The organism is Streptomyces sp. M92, from assembly GCF_028473745.1.
In the GTDB taxonomy this organism is placed as follows: domain Bacteria; phylum Actinomycetota; class Actinomycetes; order Streptomycetales; family Streptomycetaceae; genus Streptomyces.
Window position 1 is genome coordinate 3,364,214 of the sequence record NZ_CP101137.1, and the last position, 24,272, is coordinate 3,388,485.

General features: G+C 70.2%; 22 protein-coding genes, 1 pseudogene and 2 riboswitches. Of the genes and pseudogenes, 16 read left to right on the forward strand and 7 right to left on the reverse strand.

Annotated features, from left to right (window positions below; genetic code table 11):
* Positions 1-4: 4 nt before the first annotated feature.
* A complete protein-coding gene (locus M6G08_RS15370) occupies positions 5-1,204 on the reverse strand; it encodes a PP2C family protein-serine/threonine phosphatase (protein WP_272587736.1) in 1,200 nt (399 codons plus the stop codon).
* Between the two features lie 1,124 nt (positions 1,205-2,328).
* Between M6G08_RS15370 and M6G08_RS15375 the strand changes: the two genes are divergently transcribed.
* The 3 genes and pseudogenes from M6G08_RS15375 to M6G08_RS15385 all read left to right on the forward strand — a co-directional run.
* Entirely contained in the window at positions 2,329-3,543 is a 1,215-nt protein-coding gene (locus M6G08_RS15375) for a PP2C family protein-serine/threonine phosphatase (protein WP_272587737.1), read from the forward strand.
* A gap of 496 nt (positions 3,544-4,039) precedes the next feature.
* Entirely contained in the window at positions 4,040-4,366 is a 327-nt protein-coding gene (cutA, locus tag M6G08_RS15380; protein WP_272587738.1) for a divalent-cation tolerance protein CutA, read from the forward strand.
* Between the two features lie 397 nt (positions 4,367-4,763).
* A pseudogene (locus M6G08_RS15385) lies at positions 4,764-4,980 on the forward strand (IS5/IS1182 family transposase); the annotation flags it as partial.
* 219 nt (positions 4,981-5,199) lie between these two features.
* Here the strand turns inward: M6G08_RS15385 and M6G08_RS15390 are convergent.
* The 4 genes from M6G08_RS15390 to gcvT form a co-directional block, all read right to left on the reverse strand.
* Positions 5,200-6,567 carry an L-serine ammonia-lyase gene (locus M6G08_RS15390; protein ID WP_272587739.1) on the reverse strand — a complete coding sequence of 456 codons (1,368 nt, stop codon included), beginning with the start codon at positions 6,565-6,567 and terminating at the stop codon, positions 5,200-5,202.
* 103 nt (positions 6,568-6,670) lie between these two features.
* Positions 6,671-7,933: a serine hydroxymethyltransferase gene (gene glyA, locus M6G08_RS15395; protein ID WP_073731685.1), complete on the reverse strand. Its 1,263-nt coding sequence runs from the start codon at positions 7,931-7,933 to the stop codon at positions 6,671-6,673.
* 15 nt (positions 7,934-7,948) lie between these two features.
* Complete coding sequence (gcvH, locus tag M6G08_RS15400) at positions 7,949-8,326, reverse strand: glycine cleavage system protein GcvH (RefSeq protein ID WP_272587740.1); 378 nt, start codon at positions 8,324-8,326, stop codon at positions 7,949-7,951.
* Between the two features lie 111 nt (positions 8,327-8,437).
* Positions 8,438-9,556, reverse strand: a complete 1,119-nt coding sequence (gcvT, locus tag M6G08_RS15405; RefSeq protein WP_272587741.1) for a glycine cleavage system aminomethyltransferase GcvT — start codon at positions 9,554-9,556, stop codon at positions 8,438-8,440.
* 43 nt (positions 9,557-9,599) lie between these two features.
* A riboswitch (glycine riboswitch) is annotated at positions 9,600-9,716 on the reverse strand.
* Positions 9,717-9,810, reverse strand: a riboswitch (glycine riboswitch). It abuts the riboswitch before it with no gap.
* A 180-nt stretch (positions 9,811-9,990) separates the two neighbouring features.
* On the opposite strand from gcvT, the gene M6G08_RS15410 reads away from it, so the two are divergent.
* From M6G08_RS15410 to M6G08_RS15450, 9 genes are all read left to right on the forward strand, one after another.
* Positions 9,991-10,659 (forward strand): AAA family ATPase, encoded by a 669-nt coding sequence (locus tag M6G08_RS15410; RefSeq protein ID WP_272587742.1) that lies wholly within the window; start codon positions 9,991-9,993, stop codon positions 10,657-10,659.
* 79 nt (positions 10,660-10,738) lie between these two features.
* Complete coding sequence (locus M6G08_RS15415) at positions 10,739-11,506, forward strand: enhanced serine sensitivity protein SseB (protein ID WP_272587743.1); 768 nt, start codon at positions 10,739-10,741, stop codon at positions 11,504-11,506.
* A gap of 191 nt (positions 11,507-11,697) precedes the next feature.
* The gene (locus M6G08_RS15420) at positions 11,698-12,495 is read left to right on the forward strand and encodes an enhanced serine sensitivity protein SseB C-terminal domain-containing protein (protein ID WP_272587744.1); all 798 of its coding nucleotides are present in this window, start codon (positions 11,698-11,700) and stop codon (positions 12,493-12,495) included.
* 315 nt (positions 12,496-12,810) lie between these two features.
* Positions 12,811-13,818, forward strand: coding sequence for an ABC transporter permease (locus M6G08_RS15425; RefSeq protein WP_272587745.1), 1,008 nt, complete (start codon positions 12,811-12,813; stop codon positions 13,816-13,818).
* Positions 13,819-13,888: 70 nt separating this feature from the next.
* The gene (locus tag M6G08_RS15430) at positions 13,889-15,688 is read left to right on the forward strand and encodes an ABC transporter substrate-binding protein (protein WP_272587746.1); all 1,800 of its coding nucleotides are present in this window, start codon (positions 13,889-13,891) and stop codon (positions 15,686-15,688) included.
* Positions 15,689-15,796: 108 nt separating this feature from the next.
* Positions 15,797-16,795: an ABC transporter permease gene (locus tag M6G08_RS15435; protein WP_272587747.1), complete on the forward strand. Its 999-nt coding sequence runs from the start codon at positions 15,797-15,799 to the stop codon at positions 16,793-16,795.
* On the forward strand, positions 16,792-17,889 hold the full coding sequence (locus M6G08_RS15440) for an ABC transporter ATP-binding protein (RefSeq protein ID WP_272587748.1): 1,098 nt from the start codon (positions 16,792-16,794) through the stop codon (positions 17,887-17,889). The genes M6G08_RS15435 and M6G08_RS15440 overlap by 4 nt, the downstream gene beginning before the upstream one ends.
* 35 nt (positions 17,890-17,924) lie before the next feature.
* The gene (locus M6G08_RS15445) at positions 17,925-19,250 is read left to right on the forward strand and encodes a dipeptide ABC transporter ATP-binding protein (RefSeq protein WP_272587749.1); all 1,326 of its coding nucleotides are present in this window, start codon (positions 17,925-17,927) and stop codon (positions 19,248-19,250) included.
* A gap of 81 nt (positions 19,251-19,331) precedes the next feature.
* Positions 19,332-19,991 carry a trimeric intracellular cation channel family protein gene (locus tag M6G08_RS15450; protein ID WP_272587750.1) on the forward strand — a complete coding sequence of 220 codons (660 nt, stop codon included), beginning with the start codon at positions 19,332-19,334 and terminating at the stop codon, positions 19,989-19,991.
* Between the two features lies 1 nt (position 19,992).
* Here the strand turns inward: M6G08_RS15450 and M6G08_RS15455 are convergent, their stop codons facing one another.
* Positions 19,993-21,222, reverse strand: a complete 1,230-nt coding sequence (locus M6G08_RS15455; RefSeq protein WP_272587751.1) for an erythromycin esterase family protein — start codon at positions 21,220-21,222, stop codon at positions 19,993-19,995.
* Between the two features lie 58 nt (positions 21,223-21,280).
* Between M6G08_RS15455 and M6G08_RS15460 the strand changes: the two genes are divergently transcribed.
* Together M6G08_RS15460 and M6G08_RS15465 are read left to right on the forward strand one after the other, a co-directional pair.
* On the forward strand, positions 21,281-22,060 hold the full coding sequence (locus M6G08_RS15460; RefSeq protein ID WP_272587752.1) for a TioE family transcriptional regulator: 780 nt from the start codon (positions 21,281-21,283) through the stop codon (positions 22,058-22,060).
* A gap of 39 nt (positions 22,061-22,099) precedes the next feature.
* Entirely contained in the window at positions 22,100-22,960 is an 861-nt protein-coding gene (locus tag M6G08_RS15465) for a thioesterase family protein (RefSeq protein ID WP_272587753.1), read from the forward strand.
* A gap of 51 nt (positions 22,961-23,011) precedes the next feature.
* Here M6G08_RS15465 and M6G08_RS15470 read toward each other — a convergent pair whose 3' ends face one another.
* Entirely contained in the window at positions 23,012-23,638 is a 627-nt protein-coding gene (locus M6G08_RS15470) for a TetR family transcriptional regulator (RefSeq protein WP_272587754.1), read from the reverse strand.
* A 115-nt stretch (positions 23,639-23,753) separates the two neighbouring features.
* Between M6G08_RS15470 and M6G08_RS15475 the strand changes: the two genes are divergently transcribed.
* Both M6G08_RS15475 and M6G08_RS15480 read left to right on the forward strand, forming a co-directional pair.
* The gene (locus tag M6G08_RS15475; RefSeq protein ID WP_272587755.1) at positions 23,754-23,921 is read left to right on the forward strand and encodes a hypothetical protein; all 168 of its coding nucleotides are present in this window, start codon (positions 23,754-23,756) and stop codon (positions 23,919-23,921) included.
* 50 nt (positions 23,922-23,971) lie between these two features.
* On the forward strand, positions 23,972-24,238 hold the full coding sequence (locus tag M6G08_RS15480) for a DUF4190 domain-containing protein (protein WP_272587756.1): 267 nt from the start codon (positions 23,972-23,974) through the stop codon (positions 24,236-24,238).
* The last annotated feature ends 34 nt before the right edge of the window (positions 24,239-24,272 follow it).

Genomic DNA, 24,272 nt, shown 5'->3' on the forward strand with positions numbered 1-24,272 from the left:
GACCCTAGGCCAAGCGTCGGTGCTTTGCGCCTCGGTCTGCGGTGATGGGGCCATGCCAGTCCAGGCACAGGACGGTGGCGTCGTCTCTCACGTGGCCGCGGCCGGCGTCGGTGACGGCGGTGACCATGGCGCGTACGGCCTCGCGGGGGTGCTCGCTCGCGGTGTCGCGGACAAGGCGCGGCAGGTCGACGGCTTCTGCTTCGCGCTCCTGCATGCCGTCGGTGTAGAAGACGAGGCGGTCACCGGGGCGCAGGTCGATGTCCTGTACCTGGTAGGCGCCCTGCACGGGGACACCGAAGGGGAGGTTGATGTGCAGCTTGATCTCGTCGACGGTGCCGTCGCGCAGCCGTAGGGGCCACGGGTGGCCCGCGTTGACGAGCTGGGCGCTGCTCCCGTCCAGAGCGATACGCATGAGTTGTCCGGTGGCGAAGGTCCGTCTGCCGTGGTCGATGAGGGCCTGGTGTGTCTGGCGGGCCTGTTCTGCGAGGTCGGTGCCGGCGCGGCGGGCGCCGCGGGAGGCGTTGACCAGGAGGGTGGCCATGAGCGAGGCGTCGACGTTGTGGCCCATGGCGTCGGTGATGGACAGGTGCAGGGTGTCGTGGTCGAGGCTGTAGTCGTAGGTGTCACCGGCGATGTCGGAAGCCGGGACCAGGGCGCCGGCGAGGGTGAACTCGGGAGCCTCGCACGAGGGAGCCGACGGCAGGAGCTGACGCTGGATCTCCGCGGCCAGCGTGACCGTGGCGGTGCGGTTGCCCCAGTGGTAGAGATCGGTGAAGCGCCGGTCAGTGACGATGATGTACGCCAGCGCGTGCGCGGCCTCCTCGACCTGCTCCAGGACGTCCTGTGTGACGTGGGTGAGATGCAGCTCGAGGACCCCGATGGTGTCGCCGCGGTTGGTCACCGGGGCGAGCACTCGCTGCCCCTGCGCGCCCTGCGGCACGCGCACCACTTTCTGAGTGCGCAGGACGTCGTCGTAGACACTGCCGGCCAGGGGAACCTGATCGGCGCCGTGCTCCTGCGGCGCCGCCGCCTCGTCGTTGACCCGTAGCAGGCGTCGGCCGACGACGTCGACGAACAGGAACGACACGTAGCGCGCGCCGAACCGCTCGCGCAGGTTGTGCGCCACGACATCGAGGGAGCGCACCGGCGCGGCATCCTCCGCTGCTGCCAGTACCTCGGCCAGCCCGACCCGATCACCCTTCACTGCACCCTCCCTGACTTTTACGGGTCCTCCTTCCCGCCGACGCCCTGGTCATCACAGCCACCGCAGTCGCCTCGATCTCGGTGAACACGGTGCACGTGACCTGAGCCGCTCAGACTTCCCTACGTTGTCTGACGGGACAGGGCGAGCCCTTCAATGGCACTGATCAACTTTCGCCGGCACAGGACAATGACCCCGACCACCACTTCGTCCGGAGAGTGTCCGATCTGACACCAAATTCGAACGAGAGATCTAATGCCGGTATGGACGCGACAGACTTCCCCGACTATCTGGTGCAGACGTAAGTCGCCTGGAACGCCACCTACGACGCGCTCGCCGCACCCCGCCCCCGCGACACCACCGCGCTGCGCCGCCTCCTGCTGCGCCTGTCCATACGGCTGTGGTGGGCACCCGTACCGGGAGACCGCCCCCTCGGTGCCGGCGGCGCGCACCGAGCTGCGCCAGATGGTCCGCGCTCGCGGAGCCGTCCGGGCCGCGTGACCCGGGCGCCTCGGTCGGCCAGGAGCACGAGGTTGCGGCAGAGGTTGCGCCTGGCCGTTGCGCTGGAGGTTACCCCAAGGGTGCGCGACCCAGCGGACCGTCTCCGCGTTCGCGCAGGCCACCACCCGATTTCGCCGTGGGCGGATCGCTGACATTCCCGTTGCGGCCGCTTTGCCCATGTTCCCTGGCTGGAGTGCAAGAGTATGGGACGGGCGGGGTGGGCGGTACGGCTGCGGCCGGGGGAGCGGGGCGCGCTCAGCCGCTTGCGCGTCGGCCGATCGATACCCTCTGGGCCCAGGTCCCGTCGACCTGGTCGCGCGGCGGGCCGTCGGGGTGGCAGAGGGCGTGTCCAGCGGTTGTGTGAGATGCCGTGTCAGTGGAAGTAACCTCATGCCGTTTGTCTGACATCAGCGGTGCACCATCAGGGCCGCCCGGGGGTCTTGGTCTCCTACAGGTCGGCGCCTCGGCCCCACAGTGGCGATCAAGCCCAGTCGACGCCCGACTCCCGTCGACGCCAGGCGAAGCGCGCTGTGCTGATGCCGTCGTGGTGGTCTGCCTTGACACTGGAAGGACTGATGGCCCGGGCGGCTGGCGGATCCGGTGAGCGGTGAGATTGGGGTAGGACGGTGTCTGACGATGCGGTGTTGGGCCGGCTGCTGCGGCAGATCCACGACATGGCGCCCACCGACCTGCCTGGGGTGCTGCGCGGGCACTACGCGGCGTTGGGCGTGACCCGGTTGACGGTGTACTTGGCGGATCTGCAGGAGAACGTGCTGGTGGCGATGCCGGACGCGCAGGCCAACCCGGTCAATGATCTGCCGATCGAGGGAACCCAGGCGGGATGGACGTACCGGAGTGTCTCTCCGCGTGTCAGCGCGGATGAGGACGAGGACGGGCTGACGCTGTGGCTGCCGCTCCTGGACGGTGTCGAACGTGTCGGAGTCCTGAAAGTGCAGGCCCCCAGCTTCGACAAGCCCAGGATGCTGCTCTGCGAGTCCCTGGCGTCGCTGATCACCCTCATCGTCCTGGACAAGGCCGGCTACAGCGACGACTATGCGACGGCCATGCGGGCGCAGCCGATGAGTCTGCCCGCCGAAATGGTGTGGGCGTTCCTGCCCGCGCGCACCATTGGTACCGGACAGGTCACCTCCAGCGCGGTCCTGGAACCGGCCTACGAGCTGGGCGGGGACGCGTTCGAGCACGGCATCATCGGCAACCTCCTGCACGCGGCCGTCTTCGACGCCATGGGCCACGACCTGCAGGCGGGCCTGACCTCCTCGGTCGCGCTGGCCGCCAGCCGCAACACCCGACGCCGCGGCGCCAGTCTCACCGACACCGCCCACGCCATCGACCAGGTCGTGTCCGACGCGTTCCCCGACCGGTACGCCACCGCCGTCCTCACCCACCTCGACCTGCTCACCGGACACCTGACCTGGATCAACTGCGGCCACCCCGCTCCCCTGTTGATCCGCAGCGCGGAGGTGGTGCACGGAGCCATGGAGCACGCCGGCGAACTGCCCCTGGGGCTGGGCGCTGTCCGACCGGACATGCCCCGCACCCTTCACCACCTTCAGCTCAACCCCGGCGACCGGGTCCTGCTCCACACCGACGGCGTCACCGACGCCCGCTCCCACGCCGGTGAACGCTTCGGCGAGGGCGGCTTCGCCGACTTCATCATCCGCGCCATGGCCGCCGGTGAACCCGCCCCCGAAGCCCTGCGCCGGCTCATGCACACCCTCCTCATGCACAAACAGCAAGGCCAGCTCACCGATGACGCAACCATCGTCCTGTTCGAATGGCACCCCGCGGCACCACCCGGAACCCGCCCCTCGGGGGTGTAACGCTTCGGCTCCGGCAACCGCCGGCGCGGTCCGCGCTCTGTACTGGGAAGCCGGCGCCCGTCGCGGGCGAGTCGATTACACCCACGTCATCACACGAGGGGAGGAGTACGCGGCCACCGTCCTGTCAGCCATCTGGTCTGCGTTCGGCTGACTGCACCGCTTTCTTCCTCTTCCCCGCAGCTGGGCAGAGTCGCCGTCTCGAGGACAGCACGAAGGTTCTCGCCCGGACACGAACCCCGCCGATGCGGTGGCATGCGGATCACCGTGTGCAACGCTAGTGACCTGAGTCGGAGATTTGTCGTTGGTCGGGCATGAGTCGTCCGGGTCCGGAGATTCCGCCGTTGTCGGTGACCGATGCCCAGCGGGCGGTGCTGGAGGGCTGGGTGCGGCGTCGTTCGACGGCCCGGGCTCTGGCCTTGCGCTCGCGGATCGTGCTGGAGTGCGCCGAGGGGCACTCGATCATGGAGGTCGGTACCCGAACTGGAGAGGTAGCCGCATGGATCCCGAGATCGTGATCGCGCAGACGACGAGTGACGACGAGGAGCAGGCGAAGACCCTCGCCAGAGGCGCTGTTGAGAGCAAACTGGCGGCGGGCGTCCACATTGACGCGCCCATCACCGCCTTCTACTGGTGGCAGGGGAAGGTCGAGGCGGCTCAGGAGTGGCGGATCTCCTACATGACGTCGTCGGATCGCCTCCCCGCGCTACAGGCATGGCTGCACGAGAGGCATCCGTACGACGTCCCCCAGTGGGTCACGCTGCCTGTGACCGGAGGATCGGAGGCGTACCTGTCCTGGGTCGTCGACGAGACGCGCCCGCGGTAGAGGTCTCCACTGCAGCGCCTCGCTCTCACCGAACCTGTGCGCTTCGACGCTTCACAGCGTCGCGAACGTCAGCAGGTGGCTGGCCAGGTCATGCTCAGTGTCGGGGAGCCCGGCAGCGATGGCCCGGGCCCGCTGCCGGCCCACGGTGTTGGGCTTCGACTCCGCTGCTACGGCGAACTGGTGCGCGACGCAGTCTGGAGCATGCCAACGACACCCTGTACATCGATCTCTCCAGAGTGCCCACCGATCGGGTGACCGGCCGGCGTTCCGCAAAGCGCGAAGCTCCTGTGCCGTTGACAGAGGTGTTCGACGTCTCAACTCATCTGCGCAAGAGCCTTGTTGGTCTTCCTGCCCTGCCGCACTCGACTTGCGCCACGTCCTGGTCGAGTGGGTAATCATGCTCATCGTCACCCGTGAGGGTGACCGTCGCGGCAAGCTCCCGCCCCATCAGAGTGCTCTCGTCCGCTGGTCTACCTTCGGCGGCACGAACCGCTCACACGGATCGCCGTCGTCACCGCTGCCGTCGGCCACCTCGCCCGCCGGGCGCCCGGGTGCTAAGAATCCTGCGGGAGACCGACCCCGACTACGTCCTGCTTGACGGAGCGCTTGCCGAGTACCTTCTCGGCTGCTGACAGGTGTCGGGCAGGTGCCCTACGCGGGAGTTCCCATCATGTCCGACCGCCCGCAGGGTGCCCTCGAAGCAGGGACATCCCAGGACCTTTTCAGGGACTTTCACGTCTGTCCCAGGGAGGTCCCAGGGACTTCCGCCAGGTAAGCAGGGAAGGCCCTGACAGCGCTGAAAGAAGCAAACGCGCTGTTCAGGGCCTAGAACCTCAGCACTCGATGATGTTCACCGCCAGCCCGCCCCGCGCCGTCTCCTTGTACTTGACCGACATGTCCGCGCCGGTGTCCTTCATGGTCTTGATGACCTTGTCCAGGGACACCTTGTGCGAGCCGTCGCCGCGCATCGCCATCCGCGCCGCCGTGACCGCCTTGACCGCGGCCATGCCGTTGCGCTCGATGCACGGGATCTGGACCAGGCCGCCGACCGGGTCGCAGGTGAGGCCGAGGTTGTGCTCCATGCCGATCTCGGCGGCGTTCTCCACCTGCTCGGCGGAGCCGCCCAGCACCTCGGCGAGGGCGCCGGCCGCCATCGAGCAGGCGGAGCCGACCTCGCCCTGGCAGCCGACCTCGGCGCCGGAGATGGAGGCGTTCTCCTTGAAGAGCATGCCGATGGCGCCCGCGGCCAGGAGGAAGCGGACCACGCCGTCCTCGTCGGCGCCGGGGACGAAGTTCACGTAGTAGTGCAGGACCGCCGGGATGATGCCGGCCGCGCCGTTCGTCGGGGCGGTGACGACCCGGCCGCCGGCCGCGTTCTCCTCGTTCACGGCCATGGCGTAGAGCGTGATCCACTCCATCGCCAGGGCCTGCGGGTCGCCCTCGGAGCGCAGCTTGCGCGCGGTGTTGGCGGCGCGGCGGCGGACCTTCAGGCCGCCCGGCAGGATGCCCTCGCGGGTCATGCCGCGCTCCACGCACGCCCGCATCACGCGCCAGATCTCCAGCAGGCCCTCGCGGATCTCGTCCTCGTCGCGCCAGGCCCGCTCGTTCTCCAGCATCAGGGCGGAGATGGACAGGCCCGTCTCGCGGGCGAGGCGCAGCAGCTCGTCGCCGGTGCGGAAGGGGTACTTGAGGACAGTGTCGTCGAGGACGATGCGGTCGGCGCCCACCGCGTCCTCGTCGACGACGAAGCCGCCGCCGACCGAGTAGTAGGTCTTGGAGAGCACTTCCGTGCCCGCCGCGTCGTACGCCCACAGGGTCATGCCGTTGGCGTGGTAGGGGAGGGCCTTGCGGCGGTGCAGGACCATGTCGTCGTCGTAGGAGAAGGCGATCTCCTGCTCGCCGAGGAGGCTGATGCGGCCGGACGACCTGATCGTCTCGACGCGGTCGTCGGCCGTCTCCACGTCCACGGTGCGGGGCGAGTCGCCCTCCAGGCCGAGCAGCACCGCCTTGGGCGTGCCGTGGCCGTGGCCGGTGGCGCCGAGCGAGCCGTACAGCTCGGCGCGGACCGAGGCGACGGAGCCCAGCAGCTCCTCGCCCCGCAGGCGGCGGGCGAACATGCGGGCCGCGCGCATCGGGCCGACCGTGTGGGAGCTCGACGGGCCGATGCCGATCGAGAACAGGTCGAAGACCGAGATGGCCACGGGGGACTCCTCAGAACGGGGGTGGTGCAGAGGTGGTGCTTCGGGGGGGCGGGGTGCCGTGCCCGCTCGTGACGGGCACGGCACCCCCGTGCGCACGCGGTGTCTACTTGTTCAGACCCGGGTACAGCGGGTGCTTGTCGGCCAGGGCCTTCACCCGGGCCTTGAGGGCTTCGGCGTCGTAGGACGGCTTCAGCGCCTCGGCGATCACGTCCGCGACCTCGGCGAAGTCCTCGGCCGTGAAGCCGCGGGTCGCCAGGGCCGGCGTACCGATGCGCAGACCGGAGGTCACCATCGGCGGACGCGGGTCGTTCGGGACGGCGTTGCGGTTGACCGTGATGCCGACCTCGTGGAGACGGTCCTCGGCCTGCTGTCCGTCCAGCTCGGAGTCGCGGAGGTCGACCAGGACCAGGTGGACGTCCGTGCCGCCGGTCAGGACGGAGACGCCCGCCGCCTTCGCGTCGTCCCGCACCAGGCGCTCGGCGAGGATGCGGGCACCCTCCAGCGTACGGCCCTGGCGCTCCTTGAAGTCCTCGCTCGCGGCGACCTTGAAGGCGACGGCCTTCGCGGCCACCACGTGCTCCAGCGGGCCACCCTGCTGACCGGGGAAGACGGCGGAGTTGATCTTCTTGGCCAGCTCGGCCGTGGAGAGGATCACACCGCCGCGCGGGCCGCCCAGCGTCTTGTGGGTGGTGGTGGTCACGACGTGGGCGTGCGGAACCGGGTTCGGGTGCAGGCCCGCCGCGACCAGACCGGCGAAGTGCGCCATGTCGACCATGAGGTAGGCGCCGACCTCGTCCGCGACCTTGCGGAACGCGGCGAAGTCCAGTTGGCGCGGGTACGCCGACCAGCCGGCCACGATCAGCTTCGGCTTGTTCTCCTTGGCGAGGCGCTCCACCTCGGCCATGTCGACCTGGCCGTCGTCGCCGACGTGGTAGGCGACCACGTTGTAGAGCTTGCCGGAGAAGTTGATCTTCATGCCGTGGGTCAGGTGCCCGCCGTGGGCGAGGTTCAGACCCATGATCGTGTCGCCCGGCTTGAGCAGCGCGAACATCGCGGCCGCGTTGGCCTGGGCGCCCGAGTGCGGCTGCACGTTGGCGTGCTCGGCGCCGAAAAGCGCCTTGACCCGGTCGATGGCGATCTGCTCGACCACGTCGACGTGCTCGCAGCCGCCGTAGTAGCGGCGGCCCGGGTAGCCCTCGGCGTACTTGTTGGTGAGGACCGAGCCCTGGGCCTCCATGACCGCGACCGGCGCGAAGTTCTCGGAGGCGATCATCTCGAGGGTGGACTGCTGGCGGTCCAGCTCGGCGTCGACGGCGGCGGCGACGTCGGGGTCGAGCTCGTGCAGGGGTGTGTTCAGAAGCGACATGCGGTCCGTGTCTCCTCAGCCGGCGGTGAAGGCGGTGTACTCGTCGGCCGAGAGCAGGTCGGCCGGCTCGTCCGTGATCCGCACCTTGAACAGCCAGCCGCCCTCGAAGGGCGCGGAGTTCACCAGCGACGGGTCGTTGACGACGTCCTCGTTGACCTCGGTGATCTCGCCGGAGACGGGGGAGTACAGGTCGGAGACCGACTTGGTGGACTCCAGTTCGCCGCAGGTCTCGCCCGCGGTCACCGAGTCGCCGACCTCGGGGAGCTGGACGAAGACGACGTCACCGAGCGCGTTGGCCGCGTGCTCCGTGATGCCGACCGTCGAAGCGCCGTCCTCGGCGGCCGACAGCCACTCGTGCTCCTTGCTGTAACGCAGCTGCTGGGGGTTGCTCATGGCCTGAATTCTCCTGTACGCGGGGGAGTGCTGATGAAGGGGGGGACTACGGAAACCGCTGGTGATCAGCGAGAACGCGCGCGGGACGGCGAAGGTCCCGCCGCCCAGTGTCTACTTCTGGCGCTTGTAGAACGGCAGCGCCACGACCTCGTAGGGCTCGTGGCTGCCCCGGATGTCCACGCCGACACCCTCGGTGCCCGGCGCCGCGTGCGCGGGGTCGACGTACGCCATGGCGATCGGCTTGCCCAGCGTCGGGGAGGGCGCACCGGAGGTGACCTCGCCGATCACCTCGCCGCCGGCGACGACCTGGTACCCGGCGCGCGGGACCCGGCGGCCCCCGGCGACCAGGCCGACCAGGACGCGGGGAGGCTCCGAAGCGGCGCGCTCGGCGGCCTCGGTCAGCGCGGCGCGCCCCACGAAGTCGCCCTCCTTCTCGAACTTCACCACCCGGCCGAGCCCGGCGTCGAAGGGCGTCAGCGCGGTCGTCAGCTCGTGCCCGTACAGCGGCATGCCCGCCTCCAGGCGCAGCGTGTCCCGGCAGGACAGGCCGCACGGGGCCAGCCCGGCGCCCTCGCCCGCCTCGGTCAGCGCCTGCCACAGCTCGACGGCGTGCTCGGGCTTCACGAACAGCTCGAAGCCGTCCTCGCCGGTGTAGCCGGTGCGCGCGATGAGCGCCGGGACGCCCGCGACGGTGCCGGGCAGGCCGGCGTAGTACTTCAGGCCGTCCAGGTCGGCGTCGGTGAGCGACCCGAGGATGCCCGGGGACTCCGGGCCCTGCACCGCCAGCAGCGCGTACGCGTCCCGGTCGTCGCGCACCTCGGCGTCGAAGCCGGCGGCCCGCTCGGCCAGCGCGTCGAGTACGACCTGGGCGTTCGAGGCGTTGGCGACCACCATGTACTCGGTGTCGTCGAGCCGGTAGACGATCAGGTCGTCCAGGATGCCGCCGTCCTCGCGGCAGATCATGGTGTAGCGGGCGCGGCCCGGCTTCACGCTGCCGATGTTGCCGACCAGCGCGTAGTTCAGCAGCTCGGCGGCCTGCGCACCGGTGACGGTGATCTCACCCATGTGCGAGAGGTCGAAGAGCCCGGCCCGGGTGCGCACCGCGACGTGCTCGTCGCGCTCGGAGCCGTAGCGCAGGGGCATGTCCCAGCCGGCGAAGTCGGTCATCGTCGCGCCAAGCGCGCGATGCGTGGCATCGAGCGCGGTACGGCGGAGTTCTGTGCTGCTCATCGGTCGGTCGTCTCCCAGGACAGGACGGCACGGGCGAGGTCGTTCCTCCCCATCTGTCATCGGAACCTGAGAGGTTCGCCACGACCACCGGAGTACGGCGATCAGGGCTTGCACCTTGGGTGGGGCCGCCGTGTCAGGGCGGCCCGCTTTTCAGATGTGCCTCGCCCGCGCGGTAACGGTGCCTGAGAGATTCAAGGGAGGGACTTGCTCCTTCGGCGCCCCGGCGCGGCCGGGGACTCTCCCGCGCGGATTCAAACGGCCGGTATGCAGTTGGCGCCGCCATCATTGCACGCCCGGCCGATCCCTGGGCAGACCGTGATCTGTAACCGGCCTGTGGCAGTAAGCGCACGAAAACGCGAGACCTGCGCATTACCTTCTCTTTACACTCGACGGGGATGGGAACTCGTGAACCGCCCCAGGGGAGGACGATCACGGTGAACAGGACCACGGCGTACGCCGCCACCTCGGGTCTCGCGCTGCCCAAGCAGCCCGCCGCCCCGGCACCTCAGGCGTGCGCCGAACTGCCCGCACCCGTCGTCCGCGACCTGAGGGACCGCGACGGCCGCAGCCCGCACGCCCTGCTCTTCGGGCCCCGGGACCTGGTGGTGATCACCGGCCTGCCCGGCAGCGGCAAGTCCACGCTGATGGAGCGCACCGTGCGCGGCCGGCGTATCGACTCCCAGGACACCCGCGACCGCTGGGACCGCCGCATGCCGCGCTTCCTGCCGTACGCCCTCTACCGCCCCCTCGTCCGCCTCGCCCACTACGCCGGACTGCGCAGCGCGCTGCGCTCCGGCGAGGGCGTCGTCGTGCACGACTGCGGCACACAGTCCTGGGTGCGCGCCTGGCTGGCCCGCGAGGCCCGCCGCCGCGAGGGCACCCTGCACCTGCTGCTCCTCGACGTCGACGCCGACGAGGCGCTGGCCGGCCAGCGGGAGCGCGGCCGGGGCGTGTCGCGGTACGCGTTCCTGCGGCACCGCACGGCCAGCACCCGCCTGCTGCGCGCGGTGACCGAGGGCACCCTGCCCGCGGGCTGCACCTCGGCCGTCCTGCTGGACCGGGCCGCGGCCGACACCCTCCACCGGATCGCGTTCACCGGGTGACGCACCGTAGGACCGCACACCCGAAAGGGTTAGCCTTTTCAGCCACAGCAGCGGTACCAGGCAGGCGGTAGGCGGACAGATGGACTTTCCGGCACAGGCACACCCCCACCCGCACGGCGGGTGGCCCGGCAACGAGCTGGAGGAGGTGCTGTCCGCCTCCCTCGGCGTCCCGTCGGCCGGCGGCCGGATCGTGGAGGTGCTCGGCCGCAGCTTCCTGTGGATACCCCTGCCGAACGGCGGCGGCCCGCACAGCGGTCCCCTCGACCTGCCCTCGCTGGAGATCGACGGCCAGGCCTACGTCCCGGTGTTCAGCTCCGAGGAGCAGTTCCGCCAGGTCGCCGGCGCGCAGATGGCGTACACCGTCGCCCCGGCCGCGGAGTTCGCCCGGGGCCTGCCCCCGCAGGTCGGCATCGCCGTCAACCCGGACGGCGTCGTCGGCATCCCGCTGCCGCCGCCCGCCGTGGCCGAGCTGTGCCGGGCCGGCCGCACCCCGCTGGACGGGCCCGCGTCCGGCGGCCGGGTCCGCCTCTTCGAGCCGGACTGGCAGGACGACCCGGTGGACTTCCTGGCCGCCGCCTCCGCCGAGTTCGCCGCGACCGGCGTCGTCCGCACCGCCCGCCGCTGCATGGCCGCCATCGAGACCGCCGACCCGGTGGTCTTCGTAGGCGTCGAACTCACCCACTGGGAGGGCGACGCCCGCACCCTCCCCCTGGAGGCCCTCGGCCGGGCCCTAGCCAAGGCCCCCCTGAAGACCCAGGTCAACCTGGTCCTCCTGGAGGCGGCCCAGGACCCGGTCTGCGACTGGCTGCGCACGAACGTCCACCCGTTCTACGACCGGGACTTGTAAGAAGCGATCTACGGGACGTCCGGACGCCGGTCAGGGCAGCCGCCCCAGGGGCGCGGGGAACTGCGCGCCCAGCCACAACCGGACCCGCACCCGCCAACGGACAGCACCCCCCCGAGCACATAGGCGTCCCGCACCCGGCGGAGCCTTAAGCTGGGTTCACAACCGGGGAACTTCTCGAAGGGGCGATACGCGTGAGCGCCAGCGGCACCACGACCGGACAGGTCGAGCACATGCTGCGCCAGGTGACCCCGGGGCGCTACGACGCCTACGAGTCCCTGCTCCGCGCGCTCGCCACCCCCACGTCCGGCCAGGTCTGGATGCTGCTCTGGCACGGCCAAGCCGGATCCCCGGACGCCCAGTACGGGAACATGGAGGTCGACGGCTACGGGTACGCCCCCTGCGTCACCTCCGCCCAGGAGCTGTCGGCCAGCGGCTGGAACCGGTCGTACGAGGTGGTCGACGGACTCGAAGCGGCCCGCGCCCTCTACCCCGACCACTACGGCCTGTGGCTCAACCCGCACGCCCCCGGCGGCGGCGTCGGCGTCCCCTGGCTCGACCTGCGCCGCATCGCCTCCGGCCTGGACCGCCAGCCCGCCGGTCCCCTGCGGCTGTCCGAACCGGCCATCGAGATCCCGCAGTTCTACGCCCTGCTCGCGCAGAACGCCCACCGCACCCCCGCGGTCCGCGCGCTGCGCCGCGCCTGGGTGCAGCCGGCGCTCGGGGCGCCTTATCTCGCCATCGGCCTCGACGTGTACGACACCTCCCCGCCGGCCGTCGACGCGGTGCGCGCCATGATGCAGCAGTCCGTCGGCGCGGTCCCGGACGGGCTGCCCGTGTCGACCGTCGCGATGACCGACGCCCACGACCCGGTCGCCATGTGGCTGCGTGCCAATGCCCGCCCGTTCTACGACCGCGAAGCCCACGTGGCCGCCCCCGCACAGGCGCCGGCGGGCGGGTACGGATACCCTCCGGCGCAGGGCCGGTACTGACCGCCCGGTGGCTCCTCCCGCCCGCGGTGGGCGGACATCTTCGCGCGTAGACGAGGACGTATGGCACCACTGTGTCGTCGATGCCCCAACTCGTCCTCGTCCGACCCCCGTTACCCACTGTCCGGATAACGGAACACCTCGAACAGCATCACGGTTGCGCATCCATTCCCCGTCAAGTCTGGCTACAGATCGCCAAAGCGTTGAAGACTCCCGCACCAAGGGGTGGTTGTTCGCCCCTGTGTACGACGGACTGATCACGCCGCTACAGCGGCAAGTGCGGGCCGGCTACCGCCGGTTGAGAGGGGTCCCTGCCAGATGACGGCACCATTGCACGAGCCGACCGCGGAGGCGGCCCCGAGCGCGGCCGAGGAAGCGGCGGTTGCCGGCACCGAGGCCAAGGCGGTTCAGGGGCGTTCCCTCGGCCGCATCGCCTGGGAGCGCCTGAAGCGGGACAAGCTGGCCCTCGCGGGTGGCATCGTCGTGCTCTTCCTCATCGTGGTCGCGATCTTCGCGCCCCTGATCACCTCGCTCTACGGCCAGGACCCCAACGAGTTCCACGAGGACCTGATCGACCCGCTGTTCGGCACGCCCACCGGCTCCCTGGGCGGCATGAGCGGCGAGCACTGGCTGGGCGTCGAGCCCGTCAACGGCCGCGACATCTTCGCCCGCATCGTCCACGGCGCCCGGATCTCGCTCCTCGTCGGCTTCCTGTCCGCGATCGTGGCCGTGATCATCGGTACCGTCCTCGGCGTCCTGGCCGGTTTCTTCGGCGGCTGGGTCGACGCCCTCATCAGCCGGATCATGGACGGCCTGCTGGCCTTCCCGCAGCTGCTCTTCATCATCGCGCTGGTCTCGGTCATGCCGGACAGCATGCTGGGCCTCAGCGGCACCGGCGTCCGCCTGCTCATGATGATCCTGGTGATCGGTTTCTTCGGCTGGCCCTACATCGGCCGTGTGGTCCGCGGCCAGACCCTCTCCATGCGCGAGCGGGAGTACGTCGAGGCGGCCCGGTCCCTGGGTGCCGGACGCTTCTACATCCTGTTCAAGGAACTGCTGCCCAACCTGGTCGCGCCGATCATCGTCTACACCACGATGATGATCCCGACCAACATCCTCACCGAGGCCGCACTCAGCTTCCTGGGCGTGGGCGTCAAGCCGCCCACCTCGTCCTGGGGGCAGATGCTGTCGAGCGCGATCGACTACTACAAGTCGGATCCCATGTACATGGTGATCCCGGGTGTGGCGATCTTCATCACCGTTCTTGCCTTCAACCTCTTCGGTGACGGCGTACGCGACGCGCTGGACCCGAAGGGTTCCCGCTGACCTGCCGTTCCGTAAAGCGACCCGTGGCACCTGCACGGGGTCTCTCATCTAATCCGGAGGATCCGAGATCGTGACTACCCAACGCACCTCAGGGCGGCGCAAGCAGGCTTTGGCCGCTGCCGCAGTGGTCGCCGCGCTGCTGACCACGGCGGCGTGCGGCGGCGGCGGAGACGAGAGCAAGGGCGGCTCGAAGAACGGCGCGCCCGGCTTCGACGCGGCCAACAACAAGGTCGCCCAGGCCTCCGCGGCCAAGAAGGGCGGCACCCTGAAGTTCGCGAGCACGCAGGACGCCGACTCGTGGGACACCACGCGCGGCTACTACGGCTTCATGTGGAACTTCTCCCGCTACTACAGCCGCCAGCTCGTCACGAACAAGACGGAGCCGGGCAAGGCGGGCGCCGAGGTCACCCCCGACCTCGCCACCGGTCTCGCCAAGGTCTCCGACGACGGCAAGACCTACACGTACACCCTGCGTGACGGCATCACCTGGGAGGACGGCAAGCCGATCACCTCCAAGGACGTCAAGTACGGCATCGAGCGCGTCTGGGCGCAGGACGTGCTGTCGGGTGGTCCGACGTACCTCAAGGAGGTGCTCGACCCCAAGGACGAGTACCAGGGTCCGTACAAGGACAAGTCCAAGGACAAGCTGGGTCTGAAGGCCATCGAGACGCCGGACGACAAGACCATCGTCTTCAAGCTGCCGAAGGCCAACTCGGACTTCGAGGAGATGCTGGCGCTGACCTCGGCGTCCCCGGTCCGCCAGGACAAGGACACCAAGTCCAAGTACGGCCTGCACCCGTTCTCCTCGGGCCCGTACAAGTTCGAGTCCTACAACCCCGGCAAGGACCTCACCCTGGTCCGCAACACCGAGTGGAACCAGGACTCGGACCCGGTCCGCAAGGCGTACCCGGACAAGATCACGATCAAGTTCTTCTCCAACGCCAACGACCTGGACGCCCGTCTCATCGCGGGTGACTACGACCTGGACCTCGCCCAGACCGGTCTGTCCCCGCAGGGCCGCACCACCGCCCTGAATGAGCACAAGGAGAACCTGGACAACCCGGTCTCCGGCTACATCCGCTACGCGACCTTCGCGACGAACGTGAAGCCGTTCGACAACATCCACTGCCGCAAGGCCATGATCTACGGCGCCGACCACGTCTCGCTGCAGACCGCGCGCGGCGGCCCGGTGGCCGGCGGCGACATCGGCACCAACATGCTGCCGCCGTCCGTCCCGGGCTCCGAGGGCCAGAAGTACGACCCGTACGAGATCGCCGGTGCCAACAAGAAGGGCAACGTCGAGAAGGCCAAGGAAGAGCTGAAGGCCTGCGGCCAGCCCAACGGCTTCAAGAGCAAGATCGCCGTCCGCAACAACAAGCCGGTCGAGGTCGCCACGGCCGAGTCGATGCAGGCGTCGCTGAAGAAGGTCGGCATCGACCTCGAGATCGAGCAGTACGACGGCTCGCAGATCGCCAGCGTCATCGGCAGCCCCTCCAACGTGGCCAAGAAGGGCTACGGCGTCATCATCATGGGCTGGGGTCCGGACTTCCCGTCCGTCCAGGGCTACGGTCTGCCGCTGTGGCACAGCGACTACATCCTTGAGAGCGCCAACAACAACTACGCGCTGATCAAGGACAAGGAGATCGACGGCCTGTTCGCCGACTACCTGACCGAGCTGGACGACGCCGGCAAGGCCAAGATCGCCACGGAGATCAACCACAAGGTGATGGAGGGCGGGTACTACCTGCCCTTCGTCTTCGAGAAGTTCATCAACTGGCGCTCGGACAACCTGGCGAACGTGTACACCACCGACGGCTACAGCGGTATGTACGACTTCGTCAACCTCGGTCTGAAGAACCCGAAGAAGTAACCGGCACACCCGCCGTACGGCACGAAAGGCAGGTGAAGGCCGGCGCGGCGTGACCGCGGACCACCGGACGATCTCCGGTGGTCCGCGGTCCGCGGCGGGCCGCACGCTGTGCTCGCTTACCTCATCAGGCGGCTGTTCGCCGCCGCAGTGATGCTGGTGGTCATCATCCTGGTGGTCTTCTGCATCTTCTTCCTCGTCCCCAAGTGGGCGGGCGTCGACATCGCCCTGAACTACGTGGGCAAGCAGGCCGGCCCCGACGCCGTCGAGGCCGTGCGGCAGAAGCTGAGCCTCGACGACCCGGTCGTCGTCCAGGCCTGGGAGTTCATCAAGGGCATCTTCGTGGGGCGCACCTACGCCTCCGGCGGCGACGTGACCAACTGCACCGCGCCGTGCTTCGGGTACTCCTTCAAGACCGAGCAGGCCGTCTGGCCGGTGCTGACCGATCGCTTCCCGGTGACCCTGGCCCTCGCTCTCGGTGCCGCCGTGCTCTGGCTGATCTTCGGCCTCGCCGCCGGTGTGCTCTCCGCGCTCAAGCGGGGCACCCTGTGGGACCGCGGCGCGATGATCGTCGCGCTCGCGGGCGTCTCCCTCCCCATCTACTTCACCGGTCTGCTCAGCCTGGCGGTCTTCTCCTACGGCCTGGGCTGGATCGACGGCCAGTTCGTGCCCCTGGAGGACAGCCTCACCGGCTGGCTCGGCGGCATGATCCTTCCCTGGGTCACCCTGGCCTTCCTGTACGCCGCGATGTACGCCCGGATCACCCGGGCCACCATGATGGAGATCCTCGGCGAGGACTACATCCGCACCGCGCGCGCCAAGGGCCTGAGGGAACCGGTCGTCATCCGCAAGCACGCCATGCGGTCGACGCTGACCCCGCTGCTCACCATGCTCGGCATGGACCTCGGCGCCCTCATGGGCGGCGCGATCCTCACCGAGACGACGTTCAGCCTCCCCGGTCTCGGCCAGAAGGTCCTGGACGCGATCCAGAACAACGACCTGCCGTTTATCCTGGGCGTCACCCTGATCACTTCTCTCGCGGTGCTGATCGCCAACCTCGTGGTGGACGTCCTGTACGCCGTGATCGACCCCCGAGTGAGGCTCGCATGACCGACCTCAGCAAGAGCGGAGCAGCCGTGGGCGAACCCACCGGCTCCTCGCCCGCGCCGAGCGCCTTCCTGGAAGTACGCGACCTGAAGGTGCACTTCCCGACCGACGACGGCCTGGTCAAGTCCGTCGACGGACTCAGCTTCCAGCTGGAGCGGGGCAAGACCCTCGGCATCGTCGGCGAGTCCGGCTCCGGCAAGTCGGTGACCTCGCTCGGCATCATGGGCCTGCACACCGCCGGCCAGTACGGCAAGCGCAAGGCCCAGCTCTCCGGCGAGATCTGGCTGGACGGCACCGAGCTGCTCTCCGCCGACCCGGACCACGTGCGCAAGCTGCGCGGCCGCGAGATGGCGATGATCTTCCAGGACCCGCTGTCCGCGCTGCACCCGTACTACACGATCGGCCAGCAGATCGTGGAGGCGTACCGCATCCACCACGACGTGGACAAGAAGACCGCCAAGCGCCGCGCGGTGGAGATGCTCGACCGCGTCGGCATCCCGCAGCCGGACAAGCGGGTGGACAGCTACCCGCACGAGTTCTCCGGCGGTATGCGCCAGCGCGCGATGATCGCGATGTCGCTGGTCAACAACCCCGAGCTGCTCATCGCGGACGAGCCGACCACCGCCCTGGACGTGACCGTCCAGGCGCAGATCCTCGACCTGATCCGGGACCTGCAGAAGGAGTTCGGCTCCGCGGTCATCGTCATCACCCACGACCTGGGCGTCGTCGCCGAGCTGGCCGACGACCTCCTGGTGATGTACGGCGGCCGCTGCGTCGAGCGCGGCCCGGCGGAGAAGGTGTTCTACGAGCCCCGGCACCCCTACACCTGGGGCCTGCTCGGCTCGATGCCGCGGCTCGACCGCGACCAGCAGGAACGCCTCACCCCGGTCAAGGGCTCCCCGCCCTCCCTGATCAACCTCCCGTCCGGCTGCGCCTTCAACCCGCGCTGCCCGTACGCCGACGTGCCGGGGGACGACGTCACCCGCACGGTCCGCCCCGAGCTGACCGAGGTCGGCAGCAAGCACTGGGCCGCCTGCCACATGTCGCAGGAGCAGCGGGAGCGGATCTGGACCGAAGAGATTGCGCCGAAGCTGTGAGCGACGAAGCAAAGGCAAAGGCAGAGGACGAAGCGGTGACCATCCCCGCACAGAGCGACGGCTCGGCAGGCACTGCCACCCTCACCAAGGGCGCCGCCCGTGGCGAGACGCTGCTGAAGGTGACCGGGCTGCAGAAGCACTTCCCGATCAAGAAGGGCCTGCTGCAGCGCCAGGTCGGCGCGGTGCGCGCCGTCGACGGCATCGACTTCGAGGTCCGCTCCGGTGAGACCCTCGGCGTCGTGGGCGAGTCGGGCTGCGGCAAGTCGACCATGGGCCGGCTGATCACCCGGCTGCTGGAGCCGACGGCCGGCAAGGTCGAGTTCGAGGGCAAGGACATCACCCACCTCGGGGTCGGCGGCATGCGCCCGCTGCGCCGCGACGTGCAGATGATCTTCCAGGACCCGTACTCGTCGCTGAACCCGCGCCACACCATCGGCACGATCGTCAGCGCCCCCTTCAAGCTCCAGGGCGTCCAGCCCGAGGGCGGGGTCAAGAAGGAGGTCCAGCGGCTGCTGTCGGTGGTCGGTCTCAACCCCGAGCACTACAACCGCTACCCGCACGAGTTCTCCGGCGGTCAGCGCCAGCGCATCGGCATCGCCCGCGCGCTCGCGCTCAACCCCAAGCTGGTCGTGGCCGACGAGCCGGTCTCCGCGCTCGACGTGTCGATCCAGGCCCAGGTCGTGAACCTCCTCGACGACCTCCAGCAGGAGCTGGGCCTGACGTACGTGATCATCGCGCACGACCTGTCCGTGGTCCGGCACGTCTCGGACCGGATCGCGGTGATGTACCTCGGCAAGATCATGGAGCTGGCCGACCGCGACCTGCTCTACAAGTCGCCGATGCACCCGTACACCAAGGCGCTGATGTCGGCGGTCCCGATCCCGGACCCGGCGCGGCGCGGCGCCAAGAGCGAGCGCATCCTGCTCAAGGGCGACGTGCCCTCGCCGATCTCCCCGCCGAGCGGCTGCCGCTTCCACACCCGGTGCTGGAAGGCGACGGAGGTCTGCCGGACGACCGAGCCGCCGCTGAAGGAACTGCGGCCCGGTCAGCAGGTCGCCTGCCACCACCCGGAGAACTTCGAGGACCAGGCCCCGCAGGACGTCGTCCTGCTCTCCGACGCCAAGGAGGCGGCGGAGCTGGTCACCGAGGACGCGCTCGCGGAGTCGGCCCGGACCTCGGCGGCGGTGGCCGTGGACGTGGACACCTCGGAGACCACCGAGACCCCGGAGGTCCCCGAGACCCCGGAGGCCGAGTCCGGGGACGAGGCTCCGGAACCGGACGCGAAGGGTGCCGAGGCCGCCGAGAGCGCCCAGGACCCCGATGAGGACACCGACGAGGAGTCTCCCGCCAAGGAGAAGTGACCCTGCGGAGCCCCTGCCGCGCCGCCGAGCCCCCGCCTTCGTTTGCAAGGCGGGGGCTCGGCGGCAGGTGAGAATGGCAGGGTGTACGAGCAACTCTTCACCCCCACCGTCCAGCACACGCTTGACCTGGTCGGCATCTTCGTCTTCGCCATCTCCGGCGCGCTGCTGGCCGTACGCAAGAACTTCGACGTGTTCGGCATCGCCGTCCTCGCCGAGGTCACCGCGCTGGGCGGGGGACTCTTCCGGGACCTGGTCATCGGCGCCGTACCGCCCGCCGCCTTCACGGACCTGGGGTACTTCGTCACCCCGCTGTTCGCCACCGCGCTGGTCTTCTTCCTCCACCCGCACGTGGAGCGCCTCCAGACCGGCGTGAACGTCTTCGACGCGGCGGGCCTCGGCCTGTTCTGCGTCGCCGGCACCACCAAGGCCTACGACTACGGGCTGGGCCTGACCGCCTCCGCCTGTCTGGGCCTGGCCACCGCCGTGGGCGGCGGCGTGCTGCGGGACGTCCTCGCCAACGAGGTGCCCTCGCTGCTGCGCTGGGACCGCGACCTGTACGCCGTCCCCGCGATCGTCGGCGCCACCATGGTCGCCCTCTGCATCCGCTACGAGGCCCTCACCCCGTTCACCACCGGGCTCGCGGTGGTCACCGCCTTCGTCCTGCGCCTGCTCGCCCTGCGCTTCCACTGGCGGGCACCGCGCGCCTGGAACCGGCGGTCGGCCGTGGCGGAGGGGGAGTGAGTCACGGGCGGTGCGGGACGTCCTCGCGCGGCAGGTCCTTGACGAAGAGCACGCCGTCGATCGAGGGCAGGTGGTCCGGGGCGAGCGGCGCGTAGCCGAACCAGGGGGACTCGCGGGGAGCGGGCGCCGGGTCACCGAGGGCGGCGGCCAGCCGGGCGGCGTCGACGAGGCAGCGGTCCCGCGGGAGGGCGTACAGGCGCCCTTCGAGGGTGTCCGGCGGCGGGATGTCCACGCCCCGGTGCCGGATGGTGCCGAGAGCCGTGGCGACGAAGGCGTACTCCCCGCCGAGCCGCGCGCTCACCAGCGCACCGGCACCCCACCACTCCACCGGCCCCTGCCACATCCGCATGCTGCTCTTCTCCCGCTGGAGGTGGGCGTTCTGGGCGTACACGAGCACCGGGCCCCGGTCGGCGAGCGCGAGCAGGTTCTCCGCCATCATCCGGTCCCGCAGGCCCAGCAGCCGGTTCATGCGGACCGGTGAGGGGTCGGCCATCCAGGAGTGGTAGCGCAGCAGGCCGGTGGCGGTACGTCCGTACAGGAGCGCCCGCTCCAGGCTCTCCCGGCCCTCTGGCGAGTCCGCCGCGAGCAGCCGGGGCGCCTGCTCGTCGAGCAGCGACACCAGGTCGTCGGCGAGCAGCCGCAGTTCCCGGGCCTCGGCCGACCGCCCCACCGACCGGGCCGGGTCCGTCATCGCGGCGGGTTCCGTCCACTGTCCGTCCGCGCCCAGCAGGCGGTCCAGCGTCTCCCGGGTGCAGGGGAGCAGACCGGCGTCCACCCGGTCCGCGAGGCAGGCGTGCAGGGCGGTGAGGGCCGGCCTCGGGCTCTCGGCGTGGGTGATCTCCAGCGGGCCGTCGAAACCGGCGAAGCGGACGCGTTCGGAGGCGGGCCGTCCCTCGTTGTACGCCCGCATCCAGCGCACCAGTTCGCGGTTGGCGGCGGACGCGCCCCACCCGTGGCTGAACCCGCGCTCCATGGCCTCGTCGAGCGTGCCGGTGCCCGAGGTGACGTGGTCGTCGACGACCAGCCCGGCCAGGCAGTCGCTCTCGAGCGCGATCGTCCGGTAGCCCTCCTCCTCGACCAGTCGCCGGAACAGCTCGTTGCGCACGTCGAGCAGCAGCTCCTCGCCATGGGTCGGCTCGCCCAGCGCGAGCATCCGGGGCCGGGCCGGCAGCAGCTCCATGAGGGCGGCGGCCTCGACGGCACGGGCGGTGTCCTTGATGTCGTCAGCCATGCGTTCAACGCTATCGTTGAACTTTCGGTGGAGACTTCTCAGCGGTAACGTCGACTCGGTGGTCCGTAACCTTAAAAGTGGTGAACAGCTGCGCCCGGTGGATCTGGCGCGCGGTCACGGTCTGTCCACGCAGGCCGTCCGGAACTACGAGGAGTCCGGCATCCTCCCGGCCGCCGGTCGCACGGACAGCGGATACCGCACCTACACCCCGCTGCACGCGCGCGCCCTCGGCGCCTTCCTCGCCCTGGTGCCGGGGCACGGCCACCAGAGAGCGGCGTCGGTCATGCGGGCCGTGAACCGGGACGCGGAGGGGGAGGCGTTCCGGCTCATCGACGAGAGCCACGCCCAGCTCCTCACCGACCGGCGGACCCTGTGGGCGGTGGAGCGCGCGCTGCGCGACCTGACGTCCGCGCCCGCCCCGGAAGCGCCCGGCCGGGGCGGCGTGTTCGTCGGGCCGCTGGCCCGGGAGCTCGGCGTCCGGCCCGCGACACTGCGGAAGTGGGAGCGCGCCGGTCTGGTCCACCCGCGCCGCGACCCGCTGACCGGGTACCGCGTGTACGGCGAGACCGACGTCCGGGACGCCCGGCTGGTCCACCAGCTGCGGCGGGGCGGCTACCTGCTGGAGCAGATCGCCCCCGTGATCGCCCAGGTGCGAGGAGCCGGCGGTCCGGAACCGCTGGAGGCCGCCCTGCGGGACTGGTACGACCGGGTCTCCGCACGCGGACGGGCGATGCTCACGGGAGCCGCCGAACTGGAGGCGTACCTGCGGGAACGCTCGCGACGGAAGGTGGGCCGCACCCCGGGCCGCACCCCGGGCCGCACTCCCGGCCACTCCTAAAAGCTACCGCTTAGTAATTTCGTGTTGTACCGTACAGCCATGCCAGAAGCAGCCTCCGCAGCGGCCACGCGGGCCACCATCGGCGACAGCGAGTTCGACCGGGACACCGCCGTTTCCCGGCGCGCCCCCGGCGTGTACGACATCGACCTCTCCGCCGGCTGGACGATCATCAACGCCGTCAACGGCGGCTATCTGCTGGCCGTCCTGGGCCGCGCCCTCGGGGACGCCCTCCCGCACCCCGACCCCTTCACGGTCTCGGCGCACTACCTCACCGCCTCCCAGCCGGGCCCGGCGGTCGTGCGCACCGAGACGGTCCGGACCGGGCGCACCCTCTCCACCGGCCAGGCCTCCCTCTTCCAGTACGACGACGAGGGCAACGAGGTCGAGCGCATCCGCGTCCTCGCCTCCTACGGCGACCTCGACGCGCTGCCCGACGACGTCCGCACCTCGGCGAAGCCGCCCGCGCTCCCGCCGACGGACCAGTGCTTCGGCCCGGAGGACGGCCCCGCCCCCGTCGACGGCAGTTCCGCCATCGCCGACCGCCTGATGCTCAAGCTGGACCCCGCCACGCTGGGCTGGGCGCTCGGGCAGCCCTCCGGCCGCGGTGAGATGCGCGCCTGGTTCGGGCTCGCCGACGGCCGTGACGCCGATCCCCTCTCGCTGCTCCTCGCGGTGGACGCGCTGCCGCCCACCGCCTTCGAGCTGGGGCTGAAGGGCTGGGTGCCGACGGTCGAGCTGACCGTGCACGTGCGGTGCCGTCCGGCCCCGGGCCCGCTGCGCGTCTCCATCGCCACCCGCAACCTCGCCGGCGGCTTCCTGGAGGAGGACGCAGAGGTCTGGGACAGCGCCGACCGCCTGGTCGCCCAGTCCCGCCAGCTCGCCCGGGTCCGCCTCGGCTGACCCGGTCCGCCTCGCGCGGTCGAGGCCGTCGTACGCCGCCGGTGCCGGGGGTCACTCCAGCCAGTGCCGGCGGCCGACGCTGATCAGCCGCATCTGGCGCGTCGCGTGGTCCGCCGCGCGCCGGCGCTCGCCCTCCGGGGTCTCCAGCGCCTCCAGGAACAGCGAGGCCGTGGCCAGCATCTGGTCGACGTAGAGGCCCGCGAGCATCAACAGGTCGGCCTCGCTCCAGCCCGCCGACACCGAGTCCTTGGCCAGCTCGTCCTTCACCTCCCCGGCGAACCGGGCCAGTTGCTCCCGTATCGCCTCCCGCACCGGCCGCACCCCGCCGTGCCGCTCGCGCGCGACGAAACGCACGTGCGCCGGGTGGGCGGCCACATGCCCGGCGATCAACTCCACCGCCCGCGCGATGCGTTCCTCGCTGCCCCCGTCCGGTGACACCGTGGCCCGGATCATCGGGTGCAGACTCCCCAGCGCCTCCTCGACCAGCGCCACGCCCAGGTCGGCCGTGGAGCGGAAGTGGCGGTAGAACGCGGTCGGCGCGATGCCCACCGCGCGGGTCACCTCCCGCAGGCCCAGGCTGCTCAGGCTCTGGTCCTCCAGCAGTACGAGCGCCGCGTCCAGCAGTGCCTGCCGGGTCTTCTGCTTCTGGGCCTGGCGAACGCCGGAGATGTGACTCATGCCATGCAGTTAACAACTGTTCTCTGTAATTGAAAAGCCGCGAGGCGCGCTAGACTGGCGAGTCAGTGAACAAGTGTAACTACAATCGTTCACCGAAGGTTGGGAGATCCGCTCCATGCTGTTTCTCGTCGCCGCACTCCTGCTCCTCGGCGTGGTCCTGGGCACGGTCGCCCACGCGCCGCCGGCCTTCTCCGTCACCGCGGGCCTCGTCATCGCCGTCTGGCTCGGCATCTTCGCGATCCGTGAACGGCACGGCCGGCGGCGGAACACCTCCGCCCGCTGACGCAAGGACCACCGACGCACGGTCCACCGACGCACGGCAAGGAGAACACCATGCAGCTCACCGCACCGGCCGCCCGCGCGACCGGCATCCGCGACACCGACGGCATGGCCGTCGCCTCCTTCGTCCTCGGCCTGCTCGGCCTGCTCGTCCTCAACGTCTTCCTAGGCCCGATCGCCGTCGCCCTGGCGAGCATCGCCCTGCGGCGCGGCACCGCGCGGCGCGGCCGGGCGCTCCTCGGCCTCGGACTGGGCGTCGCCGACCTGGTCGTCCTCGCGGCGTTCATGTCGGCGGACAACACCATGTCCTGGAGCCTGTGACCGAAAGGGGTCCCGACGAGGCCAGCCTGGGTCT

Bases quoted from the DNA above. Each gene is read 5' to 3' on its own strand.
- cutA (WP_272587738.1), top strand. From the start codon at position 4,040: ATGGATCCCGAGATCGTGATCGCGCAGACGACGAGTGACGACGAGGAG.
- glyA (WP_073731685.1), bottom strand. From the start codon at position 7,933: ATGTCGCTTCTGAACACACCCCTGCACGAGCTCGACCCCGACGTCGCC.
- gcvH (WP_272587740.1), bottom strand. From the start codon at position 8,326: ATGAGCAACCCCCAGCAGCTGCGTTACAGCAAGGAGCACGAGTGGCTG.
- gcvT (WP_272587741.1), bottom strand. From the start codon at position 9,556: ATGAGCAGCACAGAACTCCGCCGTACCGCGCTCGATGCCACGCATCGC.
- M6G08_RS15415 (WP_272587743.1), top strand. From the start codon at position 10,739: ATGGACTTTCCGGCACAGGCACACCCCCACCCGCACGGCGGGTGGCCC.
- M6G08_RS15425 (WP_272587745.1), top strand. From the start codon at position 12,811: ATGACGGCACCATTGCACGAGCCGACCGCGGAGGCGGCCCCGAGCGCG.
- M6G08_RS15440 (WP_272587748.1), top strand. From the start codon at position 16,792: ATGACCGACCTCAGCAAGAGCGGAGCAGCCGTGGGCGAACCCACCGGC.
- M6G08_RS15455 (WP_272587751.1), bottom strand. From the start codon at position 21,222: ATGGCTGACGACATCAAGGACACCGCCCGTGCCGTCGAGGCCGCCGCC.
- M6G08_RS15465 (WP_272587753.1), top strand. From the start codon at position 22,100: ATGCCAGAAGCAGCCTCCGCAGCGGCCACGCGGGCCACCATCGGCGAC.
- M6G08_RS15470 (WP_272587754.1), bottom strand. From the start codon at position 23,638: ATGAGTCACATCTCCGGCGTTCGCCAGGCCCAGAAGCAGAAGACCCGG.
- M6G08_RS15475 (WP_272587755.1), top strand. From the start codon at position 23,754: ATGCTGTTTCTCGTCGCCGCACTCCTGCTCCTCGGCGTGGTCCTGGGC.
- M6G08_RS15480 (WP_272587756.1), top strand. From the start codon at position 23,972: ATGCAGCTCACCGCACCGGCCGCCCGCGCGACCGGCATCCGCGACACC.